The 17,558-nt window shown below is 71.4% G+C and carries 18 protein-coding genes and 1 pseudogene; 7 read left to right on the forward strand and 12 right to left on the reverse strand.

Features of this window, described 5'->3' with window-relative positions; genetic code table 11:
• Positions 1-54: 54 nt before the first annotated feature.
• Positions 55-1,017, forward strand: coding sequence for a GlxA family transcriptional regulator (locus tag ABTX62_RS07885; protein WP_352115355.1), 963 nt, complete (start codon positions 55-57; stop codon positions 1,015-1,017).
• A gap of 12 nt (positions 1,018-1,029) precedes the next feature.
• Here the strand turns inward: ABTX62_RS07885 and ABTX62_RS07890 are convergent, their stop codons facing one another.
• From ABTX62_RS07890 to ABTX62_RS07935, 10 genes are all read right to left on the reverse strand, one after another.
• The gene (locus ABTX62_RS07890; RefSeq protein ID WP_352115356.1) at positions 1,030-2,400 is read right to left on the reverse strand and encodes a bifunctional albaflavenone monooxygenase/terpene synthase; all 1,371 of its coding nucleotides are present in this window, start codon (positions 2,398-2,400) and stop codon (positions 1,030-1,032) included.
• Positions 2,397-3,482: an epi-isozizaene synthase gene (cyc1, locus tag ABTX62_RS07895; RefSeq protein ID WP_352115357.1), complete on the reverse strand. Its 1,086-nt coding sequence runs from the start codon at positions 3,480-3,482 to the stop codon at positions 2,397-2,399. Before cyc1 ends, ABTX62_RS07890 begins: the two co-directional genes overlap by 4 nt.
• A gap of 295 nt (positions 3,483-3,777) precedes the next feature.
• Positions 3,778-4,428, reverse strand: a complete 651-nt coding sequence (def, locus tag ABTX62_RS07900) for a peptide deformylase (RefSeq protein ID WP_352115358.1) — start codon at positions 4,426-4,428, stop codon at positions 3,778-3,780.
• A gap of 132 nt (positions 4,429-4,560) precedes the next feature.
• Entirely contained in the window at positions 4,561-5,541 is a 981-nt protein-coding gene (locus tag ABTX62_RS07905) for a tetratricopeptide repeat protein (protein ID WP_352115426.1), read from the reverse strand.
• Between the two features lie 117 nt (positions 5,542-5,658).
• The gene (locus ABTX62_RS07910; protein ID WP_352115359.1) at positions 5,659-6,906 is read right to left on the reverse strand and encodes an HD domain-containing protein; all 1,248 of its coding nucleotides are present in this window, start codon (positions 6,904-6,906) and stop codon (positions 5,659-5,661) included.
• Positions 6,903-8,240 (reverse strand): HD-GYP domain-containing protein, encoded by a 1,338-nt coding sequence (locus tag ABTX62_RS07915; RefSeq protein WP_352115360.1) that lies wholly within the window; start codon positions 8,238-8,240, stop codon positions 6,903-6,905. The genes ABTX62_RS07910 and ABTX62_RS07915 overlap by 4 nt, the downstream gene beginning before the upstream one ends.
• 152 nt (positions 8,241-8,392) lie before the next feature.
• Positions 8,393-8,704 (reverse strand): mycothiol system anti-sigma-R factor, encoded by a 312-nt coding sequence (gene rsrA / locus ABTX62_RS07920; RefSeq protein WP_283971504.1) that lies wholly within the window; start codon positions 8,702-8,704, stop codon positions 8,393-8,395.
• Entirely contained in the window at positions 8,701-9,387 is a 687-nt protein-coding gene (sigR, locus tag ABTX62_RS07925; protein ID WP_283971503.1) for an RNA polymerase sigma factor SigR, read from the reverse strand. Before sigR ends, rsrA begins: the two co-directional genes overlap by 4 nt.
• 256 nt (positions 9,388-9,643) lie before the next feature.
• Positions 9,644-10,318 carry an alpha/beta hydrolase family protein gene (locus ABTX62_RS07930; protein ID WP_352115361.1) on the reverse strand — a complete coding sequence of 225 codons (675 nt, stop codon included), beginning with the start codon at positions 10,316-10,318 and terminating at the stop codon, positions 9,644-9,646.
• A 36-nt stretch (positions 10,319-10,354) separates the two neighbouring features.
• Positions 10,355-11,170, reverse strand: a complete 816-nt coding sequence (locus tag ABTX62_RS07935; protein WP_352115362.1) for an SOS response-associated peptidase — start codon at positions 11,168-11,170, stop codon at positions 10,355-10,357.
• 103 nt (positions 11,171-11,273) lie between these two features.
• Here ABTX62_RS07935 and ABTX62_RS07940 point away from each other — a divergent pair, with 103 nt between their 5' ends.
• The 4 genes from ABTX62_RS07940 (at position 11,274) to ABTX62_RS07955 (ending at position 14,931) form a co-directional block, all read left to right on the forward strand.
• A complete protein-coding gene (locus ABTX62_RS07940) occupies positions 11,274-11,996 on the forward strand; it encodes a M50 family metallopeptidase (RefSeq protein WP_352115363.1) in 723 nt (240 codons plus the stop codon).
• 111 nt (positions 11,997-12,107) lie between these two features.
• A complete protein-coding gene (gene aroA / locus ABTX62_RS07945; protein WP_352115364.1) occupies positions 12,108-13,424 on the forward strand; it encodes a 3-phosphoshikimate 1-carboxyvinyltransferase in 1,317 nt (438 codons plus the stop codon).
• Positions 13,425-13,441: 17 nt separating this feature from the next.
• Positions 13,442-14,452: a ribosome small subunit-dependent GTPase A gene (gene rsgA / locus ABTX62_RS07950; RefSeq protein WP_352115365.1), complete on the forward strand. Its 1,011-nt coding sequence runs from the start codon at positions 13,442-13,444 to the stop codon at positions 14,450-14,452.
• Between the two features lie 155 nt (positions 14,453-14,607).
• Positions 14,608-14,931, forward strand: coding sequence for a DMT family transporter (locus ABTX62_RS07955; protein ID WP_283971498.1), 324 nt, complete (start codon positions 14,608-14,610; stop codon positions 14,929-14,931).
• Between the two features lie 7 nt (positions 14,932-14,938).
• Here the strand turns inward: ABTX62_RS07955 and ABTX62_RS07960 are convergent, their stop codons facing one another.
• Positions 14,939-15,547: a TetR/AcrR family transcriptional regulator gene (locus tag ABTX62_RS07960; RefSeq protein ID WP_352115366.1), complete on the reverse strand. Its 609-nt coding sequence runs from the start codon at positions 15,545-15,547 to the stop codon at positions 14,939-14,941.
• Positions 15,548-15,769: 222 nt separating this feature from the next.
• A pseudogene (locus tag ABTX62_RS07965) lies at positions 15,770-16,001 on the reverse strand (hypothetical protein); the annotation flags it as partial.
• A gap of 221 nt (positions 16,002-16,222) precedes the next feature.
• Here ABTX62_RS07965 and hisN point away from each other — a divergent pair.
• Both hisN and ABTX62_RS07975 read left to right on the forward strand, forming a co-directional pair.
• Positions 16,223-17,023, forward strand: coding sequence for a histidinol-phosphatase (gene hisN, locus ABTX62_RS07970; protein WP_283971496.1), 801 nt, complete (start codon positions 16,223-16,225; stop codon positions 17,021-17,023).
• Positions 17,024-17,152: 129 nt separating this feature from the next.
• The gene (locus ABTX62_RS07975) at positions 17,153-17,545 is read left to right on the forward strand and encodes a CBS domain-containing protein (protein WP_352115367.1); all 393 of its coding nucleotides are present in this window, start codon (positions 17,153-17,155) and stop codon (positions 17,543-17,545) included.
• The last annotated feature ends 13 nt before the right edge of the window (positions 17,546-17,558 follow it).

The raw sequence follows: 17,558 nt of genomic DNA on the forward strand, positions 1-17,558 counted from the left end.
CAGTACTGCCGTAGACCCTCGAATTACTGCCACTGGCGAGGCACACTGGGAACCATGCTGCAGAACGTGGCCGTCGCCCTGCTCGACGGCGTGAACCCCTTCGAACTCGGTGTGGTGTGCGAGGTTTTCGGCACCGACCGCGGTGATGACGGCCTGCCGGTGTACGACTTCGCCGTCGCCTCGGCCGAGGGTCCGGTCCTGCGCATGAACTCGGGCTTCTCGCTGCACGTCGAACACGGTCTGGAGCGGTTGGAGAGAGCCGATCTGATCGCCGTGCCGGCCGGGCAGAGCTATGCGTCCCGCGAGTTCCCGCCCGAGCTGCTGGACGCCTTGCGGCGCGGGGTCGACCGCGGCGCCCGGGTGCTCAGCGTCTGCTCGGGCGCCTTTGTGCTGGCCGCCGCCGGTCTGCTGGACGGCCGCCGCTGCGCCGTGCACTGGAAGCACGCGAAGGACCTCGCCCGCCGGTACCCGCGCGTGGCCGTCGAGCCGGACGTGCTCTACGTCGACGAGGACCCGGTGATCACCTCCGCCGGCACGGCCGCCGGGATCGACGCCTGCCTGCACCTGGTGCGCAAGGAGCAGGGCAGCGAGGTCGCCAACAAGATCGCCCGGCGGATGGTGGTGCCGCCGCACCGCGACGGCGGCCAGGCCCAGTACATCGAGCGCCCGCTGCCGCCCTCCGAGGCCGACACGATCGGCGAGGTCCTGGCCTGGATGGAACGGCACCTGGACGAGGAGGTCACCGTCGAGCAGCTGGCCGAGCGCGCCCTGATGTCCCCGCGGACCTTCGCCCGCCGCTTCCAGCAGGAGACGGGTACGACGCCCTACCGCTGGATCCTGCGCCAGCGCGTGCTGCTGGCCCAGCGGCTGCTGGAAGCGACGGACGAGACCATGGACGCGATCGCCGGCCGAACGGGGTTCGGCAACGCGGCCGCACTGCGCCACCACTTCGTCCGGGCGGTCGGGACCACCCCGAACGCCTACCGGCGGACGTTCAAGGGCCCGGAGGCGGCCTGAGGCCAGGGACTCTCACCTCTCCACCGGCCGCACCCGCAGGTCGTGCGGCCGGAGCGTGATCCCCACCCGTGTGTCGTCCCTCGACCCCGCCACCTGCTCGAAGCGGTACCTGGTCGCCAGCGCCGCCGTGACCAGCGTCAGCTGGGCCATCGAGAAGTGGTCGCTCGGGCACTTGCGGTTGCCCACACTGAAGGGGCTCATGGCGTGCTTGGGGAGGTCCTTGACCCGGTCCGGAAGCCAGCGGTCGGGATCGAACTCCAGGTGCCGCTCGTACGACTCGGGGTCGCGCTGGATCGCGTACGGGCTGTAGATGATGTCCGCCCCGGAAGGAATACGGTATCCACCGAGTTCCGTGTCCCGTACCGCCCGGCGCGTGAGAATCCAGACGGCCGGACTCAAACGCATGGACTCGACGACGACATTGTTGGTGTGCCTGAGTCCTCGGACGTCTGCGAATGCCACCGGCCTCCCACCGGTGACGGCCTGCACTTCGTCCCGCACGCGGTCGGCGTGTTCGGGGTGCTCCGCGAGCATATGCAACAGCCACATGATCGTGGAGGCGATGGTTTCGCTGCCGGGGGTGAGGATCGCGACGACCTGATCATGGATCTCCTGTTCCCCGATCGGGTCGCCATTCTCGTCCTTCGCCTCCAGCAATGCCGTCAGCAAATCGTCCGGCTTTTGACCGGATGCCCGGCGCTCGGCGACGATCTCGTCGACCAGGAGATGCAAATCGGCCAAGGCACGGTTGAATTCGCGGTTGGCCGGGAGCGGGAGGTTGTAGAGCGGTCCGAGCGGGACCACCATCCGCCGGTACATCCCGCGGAAGACGGTGGCGAGGGCGACGCACAGCCGCTCCGCCCGCTCGTCCATGAAGTCGCCGCGCAGCAGGCAGCGCGCCGCGATGCGCACGGCCACCCGGAACGACTCGGAGGTGCAGTCGATCGTCTCGCCGGGCTTCCAGCGCTCGGTGAGCGCGTGCGCCTCCTCCTCCATGATCGGGCCGTAGGCCGGGATGGCGTCGAGCCGGAAGGCGGGCTGAATGGTGCGCCGCTGGCGCCGGTGACGCGGGCCGTTGGCCGTGGCCACGCCCTCCTTGCCGAGCAGGCCCTCCAGGGACTCCCACAGCGGCCCGGCGATGATGAAGTCGTTGCTCAGCGCCAGGGCGCCGGTCAGGTCCGGGGTGGTGACCGCGTACACCGTCTTCGGCCCGAGCTTCAGCCGGACGACGTCGCCGTGTTCGCGCAGCCGGGACATGAACGCCAGCGGGTCACGCGCCAGCTTCCAGCCGTGGCCGAGGACGGGGACCCCGCCGCCCGCCCGGGGCGGGGTCCCCGGCCCCACCGCCGGCGGGGTCTCGGGCTTCACAGACTCGACGGTCATTTCTCACCTGCCGCTTCGTTGTTGACGTACGGGGGCGTGGACCGGTCGTCCCAGCTGTCGACCATGTACCGGCCGGACTCGTGGTGGAACCAGTAGACGGAACTGAACCAGTTCCGCATATTGCTCAGGCAGGCCCCCACGGCGGCGCTCAGTTCTTTTCCCCGCACGGTGCCGTCGGCGAGTTCTTCGGCGAACCGTAAGGCCTGGTGCTCGGCATCGATGAAATCGGCGATGCTTTTCTCGACGCGACCCCTCACGTCCACGACCGCCTGTTCCAGAGTCAGCCCCTCATGGGTGATGAGGCTGATTCCGAGATTGTGCACTTCATCGCCCGCTATCTCTTTCGGGAGCGAGCACAGATCGTTGTACCAGGCGGCGAATTCCTGGCTCAGCAGCGCCGCCCGTCGATATGCCGGGTGTTTCCGGACGGTGTCGGGAAGTTCACAGCCGGCGGTCGGCTCCAGCAGGTCCGTCCATATCCAGTGCGCGAAGGTGAGCCGGCGCAACCGGAGGTATTCCTCGACCATCGGCACGATTCCCCGGGTGCGATTGTGGAACTCCTGGTCGTACGCGTCGATCACCGCGTGGAAGTGCCGGGCGAACCGGAGGTTCCACGTCTGGGAGAGGAAGCCGTACAGCCGCAGCAGGCTGTCCGCGAACCCGGCGACCAGTGGGTCCTCGTGGTGCAGGTGCTCGCCCGGGGAGTCGAGGGCCGAGTGCAGCCGGTCCCGCAGCAGCCGCCAGGCGGCGGGTCGGCCGTGCACGATGTCGCGGTCGTGACGGTCGTCCCAGACGAAGAACCATGCGCTGTAGTCGGCGATCGCCTGCATGACCTCATCGGAGGCGCCGATGTAGTACCCGGCCATGAGGTCCGTGTAGCAAAGACCGTCGGCATATTCCTCCACCTTGTCCGCCGGCATGAGTCGCTTTTCGAGCAGCCAGGCCCGCGTCTTCTCCTGGCACTTCGGCCAATACGGGTGGAGTTGCCGGGGAAACGCCGCCTCGATCACCGGGAGAGAGAGCGACGGTGGAACTGCGATCGTGGCCTGTGCCGGTGTGGTTCCGTGTGACAAAGCATGCACGAACTAACCCCTCTCAGCCGCCGGTTGGCGCGGGCGCCCCTCCCTTCGTGCCGGGCGTGCGCCGTTGCATACCCCGCTCATCCCATTCAGCACCACAACTGGCCGTTCTGGGAACGTATTTGCTTCATTCGCTATCCCACAGTGCCGGGAATCTCCCGTTGTGTGACTACCGGTGGATCGCCAGGAGAGCAGAAGCGATCGAATGTGCGACGGACAGGCGAACGGCACAGACGAACGGCGCCTGTTCAGGGTGGGGAACCCGAACAGACGCCGTGCGCCTGGTGAAGCCGAGGTCTCAGTCGTTGGCCACCACGGGGTAGCGGGGCTCGTTCTCGGCCATGTGCCGCAGCGCGTCCTTGCGCTCGCGCTTGGAGAGCCGGTCGATGTACAGATAGCCGTACAGGTGGTCCGTCTCGTGCTGCAAACACCGTGCGAAGTATCCGGTGCCGCGCACCTTGATCGGGTTGCCCTTCTCGTCCTGCCCGGTCACCTCGGCGTAGTCCGGCCGGGCGAGCGGCGCGTACGCCGTGGGCACCGACAGACAGCCCTCGTTGCTGTCGTCCAGGCGGCGCTTGTCGGCGGGCAGTTCGACGAGCTCGGGGTTGCAGACCACGCCGGTGTGCCGGACGCCCTCGTCGTCCGGGCAGTCGTAGACGAAGACCTTCGCGTCGACCCCGATCTGGTTGGCGGCGAGACCCACGCCCTCGGCCGTCCGCTGGCTGGCGAACATGTCCGCGACGAGTTGCTGGAAGTCGTCGCCGAAGTCGGTGACGTCCTTGCACTCCTTGTGCAGCACCGGGTTCCCCACCACTGTGATCGGCCGCGAGGTCCCCCGCTCACGCCAGGCCGCCTCGCGCTCCTCGCAGTCCTCCGTGTCGATCACGTACCCCTCGTCATCCACGGGGAGCACGCCCGAGCGCTGCTGATCGGTGTCCTGCTGAGCCATGACGTTACGTACGCCTTCCTGAAACTGACCGGGCTGAGATCCTGATACAGGGTACGCGGGTGAAACGTCCTGCTTTCAGGGGCGCGGGGAACCGCGCGAGCCACCACGGCACGGCCGCCCCCGGCAACGGCGCTAGCACACCTCTTCCAGATCCCGCCAATCCCGGGAATCCGGACTGTCGGCCACCCACCCGTCCAGCAACCCCCGAACCAGCGAAGCCGGCGCGGCCAACCCGCACTCCCGCTCCGGCACCCACAGCTGCCCATCCGTCCGGTGCCCCAGCGGCCCGGGATGCCCCGGCTCACTGTGATCGTGCGGGTCGAGATGCTCCCCGTCGCCCTCGTCGGACGGCATCCGGGACTCCGAGCACATCCGGCACAGCAACCGCACCGAAGAGGACCAGTCCTCAGCGGCGAACCCGGCGTCCCCGGCGAGCTGCTCCAACGCGTCCCGGTCCGCCTCCGTCCCGGCCTCCAGCAGCACCACCCACGTCGGCACGGGCGACGGCGCCCACAGCTCGATCTCGTCGAACACCGGGTACGTGTGCCCGGCGGCCGTGGTCCGCTCCCCGTGCGGCACACCGTCGTGCAGGACGACCTCGCCCCAGCGGCGCCCCGACGAGGGCAGGGGAATGGACAGCACCTCGATCCGGGCGGGATCCAGCCGCCGCCCCCACACGACCTCGGCCTCCCCCTCCGGGGAGAGCCGTACGGCCGCGCTGCCGAGGTCCATGCCGACGGGCTCACCGGAGTCGTTGGCCGCACCCGGCACCCGCAGCCCGTAGGCCTGCCAGGCGCGCCGGGCCAGCGGCCAGTCCTGGAGCGCGGTCGCGGCGATGCCCACGTTCCACCAGTCGGGCGCGCCCGTGTCCCGGTCGAGCAGGGCCACGGCCCGCAGGCCCGCGGCTCTGGCCTGCTCCCAGTCGTGCCGGAACTTGTGCAGCAGGGCGAGGTTGAACCAGGACTCGGACAGCCAGGGCTCCAGATCGGCGGCACGTGTCAGCAGTGCGCCCGCGTCCTCGTATCGGCCGTCGCCGATGAGGGTGAACGCCCGGTCTGTGGCCTGCCGCCAGGAGGCGGAGGGCCGGTGCCGTCCCTTGCCGAAGATCCTCACGATTCCCGCCTGCCAGTTCCGTGCGGTGGGCTGGCCGTAGCTGTGTTTCGAGCCCCCGGACACCTTCTCCTTCGCATCCAACCACGTACGGCCTCGAGGGCGCTCATTACCCATGGGTTACCCAGCCACGGGCAGGGTCAGACTGCTCCTTGCCAGTACCCGGGCCAGTGATTCCACCACCTCCGGGGCGTATGTGCCGGCGGTGGCGAGCCGGAGTTCCTCCAGCGCCGTCAGCGGCCCGCCGGGCCCTCCTTCCCGGGACTTCTCCTCGTACGCGTTCACGGCCCGGACGATGCGCGCGGCGAGCGGCTGCTCGGTGTAGGGGTCGGCCTGCCGCTCCACGACCACGGCCACCGCTTCGTCGACGCCGGTCTGCCGCACGACAGCCCCGCCGAGCAGCGCGATCCGCCGCTGCTCGGCGGCGGGCAGCGCGGCGGTGGCGCCCGCCGGCACCGGGTCGACGAGACTCAGCTGGCCGATGTCGTGCATGAGGGCGGCGTACTCCAGCACGCCCAGTTCGGGCTCGGTCAGCCCCAGGTCCCGGCCCACGGCCCGGCTGAGCGCGGCGACGCGCCGGGCGTGCCCTGCCGGGGTGTAGCCGGCGACCTCGGTGGCCCGGGCGAGGGAGGCGATGGTCTGCCGATAGGTCGCCCGGACCGCGGCGTAGCGCCGGAACGACATCTGGGCGAGCAGCAGCGGCACGGAGAAGACGGGCAGCGCCCACAGCCCCACGACGGCGACCGCCAGCGCCATCACCGCCCCGGTGGCGATGACGGCGGACCCGATGCCGCACAAGCCCCGCAGTTCGTCCCGCAGCACCGGCCCGAAGGGCCAGCCGGTGCGGGTGCGGGCCAGGGCGGCGGCGAGCACCGCGTCGCACAGCGCGGTCAGGGACAGCAGCGCGAGCAGCAGCAGCGCGTAGGCGGGGCCGCCCCAGTCGTCGAACATGCCCCGGTTGTAGGGGGGCTGGAAGCACACGGCGACGAACCCGACGGTGAGCACACGGCGCGCCAGGTGGTCGAGCGTGGGCCCCTGCCCGCGAGCGATGTGCGGCACGCTGCCGAGCAGTGAGGCGGCCAGCACGACGGCGACGACCTGGGCCGGGCCGTGATGCGTGGCCCGCCCGCCGGCCTCCCCGAGCAGCGCGTAGGACAGGGCCGCGGCGGCGCCGAGCGGTGCCGGCTCCCGCACCCGGGCGCCGTTGCGGCGGCTGAGCTCACCGACGGTGACGAGGACGCCGAAGGCGAGGGCGACCCGCCGTTCCTCCAGGCCTTGGTGGAGGGTGGCGGCGAGGGAGGCGACGGCGAGGAGGGCGGCGCAGGCGTGGACGAGGGTGAGGAGCGGTGGCGGCCGGTCCGCGCTCATCGGTGTGCCCCCGGGCGGCTGGACAGGGGCGCGCCGGGCGGGGGCACCCGGGCCGGGCGGTTCTCCTCGTCGTCGGCGGTCACGGCGGGGTGCCATCCCGTGCGTCGGACGGCCTCGACGAGGGCCGTGACCATCACCGGGTCGAAGTGGCTGCCCGCGCACCGCTCCAGCTCCGCCAGGGCCACAGCGACGGGCCGGGCCCTGCTGTAGCTCCGGGTGGAGGTCATGGCGTCGAAGGCGTCCGCGACGGCCACGACCCGTGCGGACTCGGGAATCTGACGGCCCACCAGGCCGTACGGGTAGCCGCTGCCGTCCAGTCGCTCGTGGTGGTGCAGCACGGCGGCGCGGGCCTCGCCGAGGAAGCCGATGCCGCGCACCATCTCGTGCCCGTACTCGGGGTGCAGTTCGATCACCCGCCGCTCCTCGGGTGTCAGCGGCCCGTCCTTCCTGAGCAGCCGGGTGGGCACGCCCAGCTTCCCCACGTCGTGCAGGATCCCGGCGAAGCGGAGCACCTCGACGCGCTCGTCGTCCATGCCCAGCTCGCGCGCGATCATCAAGGAGGCCTGGCCGACCCGCTCGCTGTGCCCGCGGGTGTACCCGTCCTTGATGTCGACGGCCTGGACCAGCGCCCGGATGGTCGCCTGGTGGGCGGCCCGCTCCCGGTGGTACTGCGCGAACGCCCACCACGAGACGCACATGGGCAGCAGCACCAGCAGCGCGGCGACAGGACCGTACGGGCTGCGCCACAGCACGGCCATCATCAGCCCGGCGAGGCCGTGCACGGCGATCGGCGCGAGGGAGCGCGTCACCAGTCCCCGCCAGGCCCGCCGCACCGGCACCCGCTCCGCCACGGCCAGGATTCCGCCGTCCAGCAGCGCCAGCACCAGGCAGAACACCAGCACGGCCGCCCCGGCGGGCCCGAGGGCGTAGGGGACGTCGCCCGCGACGACCGCGTCGCGCCCGCCGAGCAGCCGATGCGTCGTGGCCGCGGCCCACACCCCCAGGACGAGCTGGGCGGCCCGCCAGGTGCGCCGCAGCGCCACGGGCCGCTGCCCGGCCTGCGAGAGCAGCGCCCCGGGGACGGCCACCAGCGCGGCGGCGGGTGCCGGCAGCAGGAAGGCACCGGCGAGCAGTACGGGGTAGAAGGTCCCGGCGGGATGGGAGAGCCCCACGAACCGGGACCGGGCGACGCGTTCGCAGCCGGCGTACAGCGCGGCGAGCAGCGCAACCGCCCACCAGGGCGTGCGGACGCCCGGCAGTGGCAGCAGACAGGAGAGCGCGGCCATCACGACACAGGCGATGTAGACCCGTGCCCGTGCCGGTACCGCTTCCATGAGCCCCTCCCCCGGCCATGTTCGTCAGGCCCGGAGCCTAGGGCGGCGGCAGGGGGTCCGCGGGTGGATGACCCGCGGGTTAGCACGTTCGAGTGACGCGTTCGAGGGGACTACCCCCCTCAGAGCGTGGGTAGTTGAAAAGCGCAGGAGTGTCAGGACTCCTGGGGCGCGGCGGGCGAGGCCGTGACGTCCTGGTCGGGGACGGCCTGGCCGGAGCGGATCAGCTCGATCCGGCCCATGACCTTGTCCCGCAGGTCGCCCGGCACGTCGTCATGCCCACAGCAGCGCTTGACGAGCTTCTTCACAGCCTGCTCCAGCCCGTACTTCTCGAGGCAGGGCGAGCACTCCTCGAAGTGGTGCTCGAACTTCACGCAGTCCGAGTCCGGCATCTCACGGTCGAGGAACTCGTAGAGATGATCGAGGATTTCGCTGCAATCCGTCTCGTGCGGCTCTCCGCAGCTCATGACCCCGAGCCTTTCGCTTCGTTCGACTCTCCGGCACCGGCCGGGACCATCCCGCGGTCACGGGCGTAGTCCTGCAGCATGCCGCGCAGCTGACGGCGGCCCCGGTGCAGCCGGGACATCACCGTACCGATGGGTGTCCCCATGATGTCGGCGATCTCCTTGTAGGCAAACCCCTCGACGTCCGCGAGATACACGGCGATGCGGAACTCCTCGGGGATGGCCTGGAGCGCCTGCTTCACGTCCGAGTCGGGCAGGTGGTCGAGCGCCTGCGACTCCGCGGAGCGCAAGCCGGTCGACATGTGCGACTCGGCGCGGGCGAGCTGCCAGTCCTCGATCTCCTCGGCCGCGGAGCGCTGAGGTTCGCGCTGCTTCTTGCGGTACGAGTTGATGAAGGTGTTGGTGAGGATCCGGTACAGCCACGCCTTGAGGTTGGTGCCCTCGCGGAACTGGTGGAAGGACGCGTACGCCTTGGCGTACGTCTCCTGCACCAGGTCCTCGGCGTCGGCCGGGTTGCGCGTCATGCGCAGCGCGGCCGAATACATCTGGTCGAGGAACTCGAGCGCGTCCCGCTCGAAGCGCGCACTGCGCTCCGCGGCCGTCTCCGCGCCCGTGCCGCCCTGGCCCTCGGGCTGCTCCGCCTGGCCGTCTTCGGTCCCTGCGTCGGTCCCAGTGACCGGACCCACCTCCTCGAGTGTTCTCGTGAGACCGAGACCGGTCTCACCCGAATCGGAGGATAGACGACGATCCGGTCCGCCCGCCGCCCGAACAGGGGCGGTCCTGGCCGCGTGCAGCACCGTCCAGTCCAGGTCGGCGCGGCTGCTGCGGGTCGGGCAGATGGTCGAACCCATGCGGCGGACTTCCTCTCCTACGACGTCGGTGCTGGTCTCCAGCACGTACGTCCCGCACAACAGTGACCGCCGCCCCGGCATTCCCGAAGCTTTACCCGAGTGACCCGGTCCACCGCACGACCGCGTCCGTGATGAGGGCCACGGCCGCGTCCTGCGTGATCTCCGCACGCTTCGGCACGGCGAAGCCGTGATCTCCGTACGGGATCTCCACGAGTTCGTACCGTCCTTCGGGAAACTCCTCCGGCTTCCCGAACGGGTCGTTGCCGCCCTGCACGACCAGGGTGGGCACCCCGGAGCCCAGCAATTCGTCGGCGCGGGACTTCTCCGGCTTGCCCGGCGGGTGGAGCGGGAAGCTGAGCGCGAGCACGGCGTGGGCCCCCAGCCCGGTGGCGGTACGGCAGGCGACCCGGGCCCCCGCGCTGCGCCCGCCGGCGACGACCGGCAGCCCCGAAGCGGCCAGCGCGGGCCAGATGCCGCGCCAGCCGGTGTCCAGGGTCCTGGGGGCGGGTGCCAGTTTCCTCCCGGCCACCCGCCAGGGCTGCTCCACCCGGGCCACGGTCACCCCGTGCGCCGGCAGGACCTCGGCCAGGGCCTTCAGGTCACGGGCCTCGATGCCGCCTCCCGCGCCGTGGCCGACCGCGAGGACCAGCCGGGCGTTCCTCGCGGGGTGCCATGTGATGCGGGCGGTTCCGGCCTCGGTCTCGACGGTCCCGGTCGTCTCACCGGTCGCCTTCGTCACCTTCGCCATGTTCGTCACGTTCGCCATGTCGTCATGTTCGTCATGTTCGTCACATTCGTCGCGTCAGAAGAGTGTGCCCTCTTCCGGTCCTTCCAGCTCCTTCAGCAGCTCCGGCCCGTTGTTGCGGACGTTGCTGACGGCCGTGGCGACCGGGTAGGCGCGCATCAGCCCGGCGGGCGGCGGGGCGAGCAGTTCGCGCAGCTCGTCGGCGTCCGTGCGGGACGGGTCCAGCCAGGCGTCCCAGCGATCGGGCGTCAGCATCAGCGGCATCCGCGGGTGGATCTCGGCCAGCGCCCGTGGCCCGTCGGCCGGGGACACCGCGAGCGGGCTCTGCTCGGCCTCCGTGGTGATGACCGAGCACGTCACCCACCAGGCCCGCGGGTGGTCGTCCGGCAGCGTCCTGTCCCGCCAGAACTCGTACAGCCCGGCCATGGCGAAGACCGACCCGTCCGCCGGTGTCACGAAGTACGGCTGCTTGCGGGGTCGCTTCTTCTTGCCCTCGACCTCCAGCTCGCGCTCCTGGCTGCCGGTGACCCACTCGTAGTAGCCGTCGGCGGGCAGGATGCAGCGCCGGGAGGTGAAGGCCCGACGGTAGGACGGCTTCTCGTGGACGGTCTCCGCGCGGGCGTTGATCATCCGGGCGCCGCCCTCGGGGGTCTTCGACCAGGACGGGACGAGCCCCCACTTCAGTGTGCGCAGCTGCCGAACCGGCCGCGGGTCGTCCGCGTCTTTCAGGGGGCGGTCGAGGACGGCGTAGACCTCTTTGGTGGGCGCCACGTTGTAGTCCGGCTCGAGGGTCTCCTCGGGCTCCCACTTCTCGACCTCAAAGATTCCTGCGAGATCCTCTGGCCTACGACTCGCTGAATACCGTCCGCACATACGTGCCACACTGCCAGGCCCACCCGCCACCCGGCCACCACCTCTCGACGACGGCGCTGCGCGCCACACCCATCGGATCGACCACAGGGAGCCGACGCCACCCATGGACAGCACCGCAATCGCCTCGCTCCCCTCCCTCTGGGACGAGGTGTCCGGCACGCAGCCCGACCCCGACCTGTGGGTGGTGATCGCGACCCTGGGCGCCGCGCTCGCCGTGGTCCTCCCGCACGGCCTGTGGCGCCTCTCCCGCAACGCCATCACCATCGCCCACGAGGGCGGCCACGGTCTCGTGGCCCTGCTCACCGGCCGCACCCTCACCGGCATACGGCTGCACTCGGACACCAGCGGCCTGACCGTGAGCCGCGGCAAGCCGCACGGCATCGGCATGATCCTCACCGCCGCCGCCGGCTACACCGCCCCGCCCCTGCTGGGCCTCGGCGGTGCCGCCCTGCTCGGCTCCGGCCGCATCACGCTCCTGCTGTGGCTGGCCACGGCCCTGCTGCTCGCCATGCTGGTGATGATCCGCAACGCCTACGGCGCACTGACCATGCTCGTCACCGGTGGCATGTTCGTGGTGGTGTCCTGGCTGGCCGGCCCGCAGGTGCAGGCGGCGTTCGCGTACGCGGTGGTGTGGTTCCTGCTGCTCGGCGGGGTCCGCCCGGCCTTCGAACTCCAGGCGAAGCGGGCCCGGGGCGGGGCCGGCGACTCGGACGCGGACCAGCTGTCGCGGTTGACGCACGTACCGGCGGCGCTGTGGTTCTTCCTGTTCCACGCGGTGTCGCTGTGTTCGCTGCTCGGTGGCGGGCGCTGGCTCCTGGGCCTGTGACAGCCGGCCCGAGGGGTGGGGGGGCCGCCCCCGCGCGCGGCTGCGCGCTCCGGGCGCCACCGTCCCCGACGGCGCCGCACTCGGAGCACGGCCTGCTTATAAAGTGAAGGCATGGCCCCGAACACCGCAGACACCGCCCTCTGGCCCGCCCCGCACGCGAGCGGAGCCGTCGACGCGACGGTCCACGTGCCCGGGTCCAAATCCGTCACCAACCGTGCCCTGGTCCTCGCCTCGCTGGCCTCCGAGCCCGGCTGGCTGCGCCGGCCCCTGCGCTCCCGCGACACCCTGCTGATGGCCGGGGCGCTGCGCGCGATGGGCATCGAGATCGAGGAAGGCGTGGGCCCCGACGGCACCGGCGAGGCCTGGCGCGTGCTCCCCACGGGCCTGCGCGGCCCGGCCCAGGTCGACGTCGGCAACGCCGGCACGGTGATGCGGTTCCTGCCGCCGGTCGCCGCGCTGGCCGACGGCTCCGTCCGGTTCGACGGCGACCCCCGTTCCTACGAGCGTCCGCTGAACGGCGTCATCGACGCGCTGCGTCAGCTCGGCGCCCGCATCGACGACGACGGCCGCGGCGCGCTGCCGATGACCGTGCACGGCAGCGGCGCCCTGGACGGCGGCATGGTAGCCGTCGACGCCTCCTCCTCCTCGCAGTTCGTGAGCGCCCTGCTGCTGTCCGGCCCGCGCTTCAACCAGGGCGTCGAGGTCCGCCACACCGGCGCCACGCTGCCGTCCATGCCGCACATCCGCATGACCGTCGACATGCTGCGCGCGGTCGGCGCCCAGGTGGACACACCCGAGTCGGGCGGTGAACCGAACGTCTGGCGGGTCTCGCCGGGTGCTCTGCTCGGCCGGGACCTGGTCATCGAGCCGGACCTGTCGAACGCCCAGCCGTTCCTGGCGGCGGCGCTGGTGACCGGCGGCAGGGTCGTCGTCCCGGACTGGCCCTCCCGTACCACGCAGCCCGGTGACCGGCTGCGCGAGATCTTCACCGAGATGGGCGGCTCCTGCGAACTGACGGACTACGGTCTGGCGTTCACCGGCTCCGGCTCGGTGCACGGCATCGACGTCGACCTGAGCGAGGTCGGCGAGCTGACGCCGGGCATCGCCGCGGTCGCGGCCCTCGCGGACTCCCCGTCGACCCTGCGCGGCGTGGCCCATCTGCGGCTGCACGAGACGGACCGGCTGGCCGCGCTGACGAAGGAGATCAACGAACTCGGCGGTGACGTCACGGAGACCGCCGACGGTCTGCACATCCGCCCGCGCCGGCTGCACGGCGGGATCTTCCACACCTACGACGACCACCGCATGGCCACGGCCGGCGCGATCATCGGCCTCGCGGTCGAGGGCGTGCAGATCGAGAACGTGGCGACGACGGCCAAGACCTTGCCCGGCTTCCCCGACCTGTGGACCGGGATGCTCGGGGCGTAGGACGCAGGGATCACGTCATGCGCCGCTATGGCAAGCACACCGACGAGGACGACATCCGCACCCGTCCGGGCCGCCGCAACACCCGGCCCCGGACGAACCTCCGCCCCAAGCACGAGGACGCCGCCGAGGGCCTCGTCCTCACCGTCGACCGGGGCCGCCTGACCTGCCTCGTCGAGGACCGCGTGGTCATGGCGATGAAGGCCCGCGAGCTGGGCCGCAAGGCGGCCGTGGTCGGCGACCGGGTGGCTCTCGTGGGCGACATGTCAGGCAAGAAGGACACGCTCGCGCGGATCGTGCGCATCGAGGAGCGGACCTCGGTCCTGCGCCGCACCGCGGACGACGACGATCCGTACGAGCGCGTGATCGTCGCCAACGCCGACCAGCTGGCGATCGTCACCGCCCTGGCCGACCCGGAGCCGCGCCCCCGGCTGATCGACCGCTGCCTGGTCGCGGCCTACGCCGGCGGCCTGGACCCGCTGCTGGTCCTGACCAAGTCGGACCTCGCCCCGCCCGACAAGCTCCTGGAGCTGTACGGCCACCTCGACATCCCGCACGTCGTCACCAGCCGCGAGGAACTGCAGAACGGCAGCGCCGTCGCCCGTGTGCGCGAGCAACTCGACGGTCAGATCACGGCGTTCGTCGGTCACTCCGGTGTCGGCAAGACGACCCTGGTCAACGCACTCGTCCCGGAGGAACGACGACGTACGACGGGACACGTGAACGCGGTGACGGGCCGGGGCCGGCACACCACCACCTCGGCACTGGCGCTGCCGCTGTCGGGCGGTGACGGCTGGGTGATCGACACCCCGGGCCTGCGGTCCTTCGGACTGCACCACGTGGATCCGTCCCAGGTGATCCACGCCTTCCCCGATCTGGAGCCGGGCACCGAGGGCTGCCCGCGCGCGTGCAGCCACGACGAGCAGGACTGCGCGCTGGACGCGTGGGTGGCCGCGGGGCACGCGGATCGGGCGCGCCTGTACTCGCTGCGGCGGCTGCTGGCCACGCGGGAGCGGACGGAAGGCGACTGACCTCCGCGTTGTTTGTCCTGGCGTGGAGACGGTAAGTGCATAATCGCACCCAAGCCGGATGCGGCCCGGGCCGGAGCCGGACGAGCGTCGGATCGTCGTGCACGCGGTGAAGCCGACGAAGCGGTCACTGATCGTGGGATACGGGAGGACGACTCATGGCGTGGCTGCTGGTCATCGTGGCCGGACTGCTCGAGACCGGCTTCGCCGTGTGTCTGAAGCTCTCGCACGGCTTCACCCGGCTCTGGCCCACGATCGCGTTCTGCGCCTTCGCGCTCGGCAGCTTCGGACTGCTGACCCTCGCGCTGAAGAAACTCGACGTGGGCCCCGCATACGCGGTGTGGACCGGCATCGGGGCGGCGGGGACGGCGATCTACGGCATGGTCTTCCTCGGCGACGTGGTGTCGACGCTGAAGCTCGTGTCGATCAGTCTCGTCATCATCGGCGTGATCGGGCTCCAGTTGTCGGGGTCGGCGCACTGACCCCCTGTCAGCCCGGCTGCCGCTGAAGGGCGCCGCGGACCAGCTCGGCCACACCGCCCTCGCCCGGCGGCGCCGCCACACACGACAGGGCCAGCCTGACGGCGAGTTCGCAGGTGCGGGCCAGCTCGGCGGTGTCGGACGTGAGCGCGCCGGGACCGGCCAGGACGGTGACGGCCCGGTCACGCACGAGGGCGACGAAGTCGCCGGGCGAGGGCAGCGGCCCGTCGGCACGGCGCTGGGCCGGTACCGCCGAGGTGGGCGGCACGGACAGCGGGGCGGGGGCGGGCAACCGCTCACTCCAGCAGCCGGTGAGCATGGCGCGCACGAGGAGGCTGTCCCGGGCCGCGGAGGTGGTCCACTCGGCGGTGGCGGCGAGCCGGTCGCGGGGATCGCCGTACCCGGCGAGAGCGCGGTCCACCCCGGCGAGATATCCGTCGGCCTCTCGTCGCACGAGCGCCCGGGCGAGGCCGTCCTTGCTGCCGAACTCGTTGTAGAGCGTCTGCCGGGACACTCCTGCCGCCGCGGCCACGTCGACCATCCGTACGGCGGACCACGGCCGGCGCGCCAGCGCCGTGTACGCGGCGTCCAGTAGAGATTCCCGCGCTGCAGGCATCATCGCCTCCCCTTGGGGCGAGCGGCTCTGCGCCCAGATTTGACGCGTGCGACACCACTGTCAAGGGTTCGCGAGTGCGCGCGGGGGCGCGTTTCGGCCTTGCCGCGCGGCCTGTTGACCCATGGGCCGTGCCTCGCCCGAGTCCGCGAACGCGCGGCGCACTCCGGCGGGGCGGCGGTGAACGCCGCCCCGGGGCGGAACGTCGGCGCGAGCCCGCCCACGCGGTCACGGCAACTCCTTGGGGTCGTCGTCGCACATCGAGGTCGACCAGAAGAAGCCGAGCACCGCGAACCCCAGGCACCGGACAAGGCCCGAGCACCACGAGCCCCAGGCACCGGACAAGGGCGGCCATGCGTGGCCCGATACCGGTGCCGAGCAGCAGGCCGCGCAGGGGCTCGATGGCCGGGGGGAACGGCTGGCACTCGGCGATCGGCTGGAACCAGACCGGCATCGCGTCGTGGTCGACTCCGTCCAGGACGGTCTTGTCGCTCTCGGACCTCCGCAGCCCGTTCCCCGCGACGGCCGGGCCGGTCACGACCAGGCACGAGACGGTGCCGGCGGCACCCCGGACCCGAGCCCGGATCACCGTCCCGAGCGCGCCCCCGGCGACGGGCCCCCGCCCCCACCCTCACAAACCCCCTGTAGCCCCACCCCCACCTCGGCAGATAGATTCGTTGCATGCCCGACTACCTCGACGATCTGCGTCTCGCCCACGTCCTCGCCGACGCCGCCGACGCCGCGACGACGGACCGGTTCAAGGCCCTCGACCTCAAGGTCGAGACCAAACCGGACATGACCCCGGTGAGCGAGGCGGACAAGGCGGCGGAGGAGCTCATCCGTGGCCAGCTCCAGCGCGCCCGCCCCAGGGACGCGATCCTCGGCGAGGAATACGGCGTGGAGGGCACCGGCCCCCGACGCTGGGTGATCGACCCGATCGACGGCACCAAGAACTATGTGCGGGGCGTCCCCGTCTGGGCCACGCTCATCTCCCTCATGGAGGCCGGCGAGGGCGGCTTCCAGCCCGTGGTCGGCGTCGTCTCCGCCCCCGCCCTGGGCCGCCGCTGGTGGGCCGCCAAGGGCCACGGCGCGTTCTCCGGCCGCAGCCTCACCAAGGCCTCCCGGCTGCAGGTCTCCCGCGTCTCCAAGCTCTCCGACGCCTCCTTCGCGTACTCCTCGCTCAGCGGCTGGGAGGAGCAGGGCCGCCTGGACGGCTTCCTGGACCTCACCCGCGAGGTGTGGCGCACGCGGGCGTACGGCGACTTCTGGCCGTACATGATGGTCGCGGAAGGCGCCGTCGACATGTGCGCCGAGCCGGAGTTGTCCCTGTGGGACATGGCCGCCACCGCGATCGTCGTCACCGAGGCCGGCGGCACCTTCACCGGACTCGACGCCCGCCCGGGCCCGCACAGCGGCAACGCTGCCGCGTCGAACGGCCTGTTGCACGACGAGCTGCTCGGATATCTCAACCAGCGCTACTGAGCCCCCCGTTGTTACCGAGCGCCCCCTTGTTGACCCACCCTTTACCTGCCACCCTGAAAGTCCCCCCACTTGTGAATTTGTGAAACCCTGAACGAACGGCGGGGAGACTCCCAGGAGGTGGCTCCATCCATGCTCGTCCGTGACGCCATGAGCACTGTCGTCCTCACCATCGGCCCGACCCACACGCTGCGCCAGGCCGCCGCGCTGATGTCCGCACGCAAGGTCGGGGCGGCCGTGGTCCACGACCCCGACGCCGGCGGCATCGGCATCCTCACCGAACGCGACGTCCTCAACTCCGTCGGTCTGGGCCAGGACCCGGACACCGAACGCGCCCACGCCCATACCACCACCGATGTCGTCTTCGCCACTCCGACCTGGACCCTGGAGGAGGCGGCGAGCGCCATGGCACACGGCGGCTTCCGGCACCTCATCGTGCTGGACGGCGGGGAACCGACCGGCATCGTCTCGGTCCGCGACATCATCCGCTGCTGGGCACCCGCGCGTCAGCGCGTTCCGGCCTGAGCGCGCGGACGGG

The sequence above is a fragment of the Streptomyces sp. NPDC096046 genome (assembly GCF_040303285.1).
Classification (GTDB): domain Bacteria; phylum Actinomycetota; class Actinomycetes; order Streptomycetales; family Streptomycetaceae; genus Streptomyces.

What these genes read in the sequence shown, in the direction of transcription:
- rsrA (WP_283971504.1), bottom strand. Translation starts at nt 8,704, where the DNA reads ATGAGCTGCGGAGAGCCGCACGAGACGGATTGCAGCGAAATCCTCGAT.
- ABTX62_RS07915 (WP_352115360.1), bottom strand. Translation starts at nt 8,240, where the DNA reads ATGGAAGCGGTACCGGCACGGGCACGGGTCTACATCGCCTGTGTCGTG.
- ABTX62_RS07940 (WP_352115363.1), top strand. Translation starts at nt 11,274, where the DNA reads ATGGACAGCACCGCAATCGCCTCGCTCCCCTCCCTCTGGGACGAGGTG.
- aroA (WP_352115364.1), top strand. Translation starts at nt 12,108, where the DNA reads ATGGCCCCGAACACCGCAGACACCGCCCTCTGGCCCGCCCCGCACGCG.
- ABTX62_RS07890 (WP_352115356.1), bottom strand. Translation starts at nt 2,400, where the DNA reads ATGACCGTCGAGTCTGTGAAGCCCGAGACCCCGCCGGCGGTGGGGCCG.
- hisN (WP_283971496.1), top strand. Translation starts at nt 16,223, where the DNA reads ATGCCCGACTACCTCGACGATCTGCGTCTCGCCCACGTCCTCGCCGAC.
- ABTX62_RS07930 (WP_352115361.1), bottom strand. Translation starts at nt 10,318, where the DNA reads ATGGCGAACGTGACGAACATGGCGAAGGTGACGAAGGCGACCGGTGAG.
- rsgA (WP_352115365.1), top strand. Translation starts at nt 13,442, where the DNA reads ATGCGCCGCTATGGCAAGCACACCGACGAGGACGACATCCGCACCCGT.
- def (WP_352115358.1), bottom strand. Translation starts at nt 4,428, where the DNA reads ATGGCTCAGCAGGACACCGATCAGCAGCGCTCGGGCGTGCTCCCCGTG.
- ABTX62_RS07885 (WP_352115355.1), top strand. Translation starts at nt 55, where the DNA reads ATGCTGCAGAACGTGGCCGTCGCCCTGCTCGACGGCGTGAACCCCTTC.
- ABTX62_RS07935 (WP_352115362.1), bottom strand. Translation starts at nt 11,170, where the DNA reads ATGTGCGGACGGTATTCAGCGAGTCGTAGGCCAGAGGATCTCGCAGGA.
- ABTX62_RS07955 (WP_283971498.1), top strand. Translation starts at nt 14,608, where the DNA reads ATGGCGTGGCTGCTGGTCATCGTGGCCGGACTGCTCGAGACCGGCTTC.
- ABTX62_RS07975 (WP_352115367.1), top strand. Translation starts at nt 17,153, where the DNA reads ATGCTCGTCCGTGACGCCATGAGCACTGTCGTCCTCACCATCGGCCCG.
- ABTX62_RS07910 (WP_352115359.1), bottom strand. Translation starts at nt 6,906, where the DNA reads ATGAGCGCGGACCGGCCGCCACCGCTCCTCACCCTCGTCCACGCCTGC.
- ABTX62_RS07960 (WP_352115366.1), bottom strand. Translation starts at nt 15,547, where the DNA reads ATGATGCCTGCAGCGCGGGAATCTCTACTGGACGCCGCGTACACGGCG.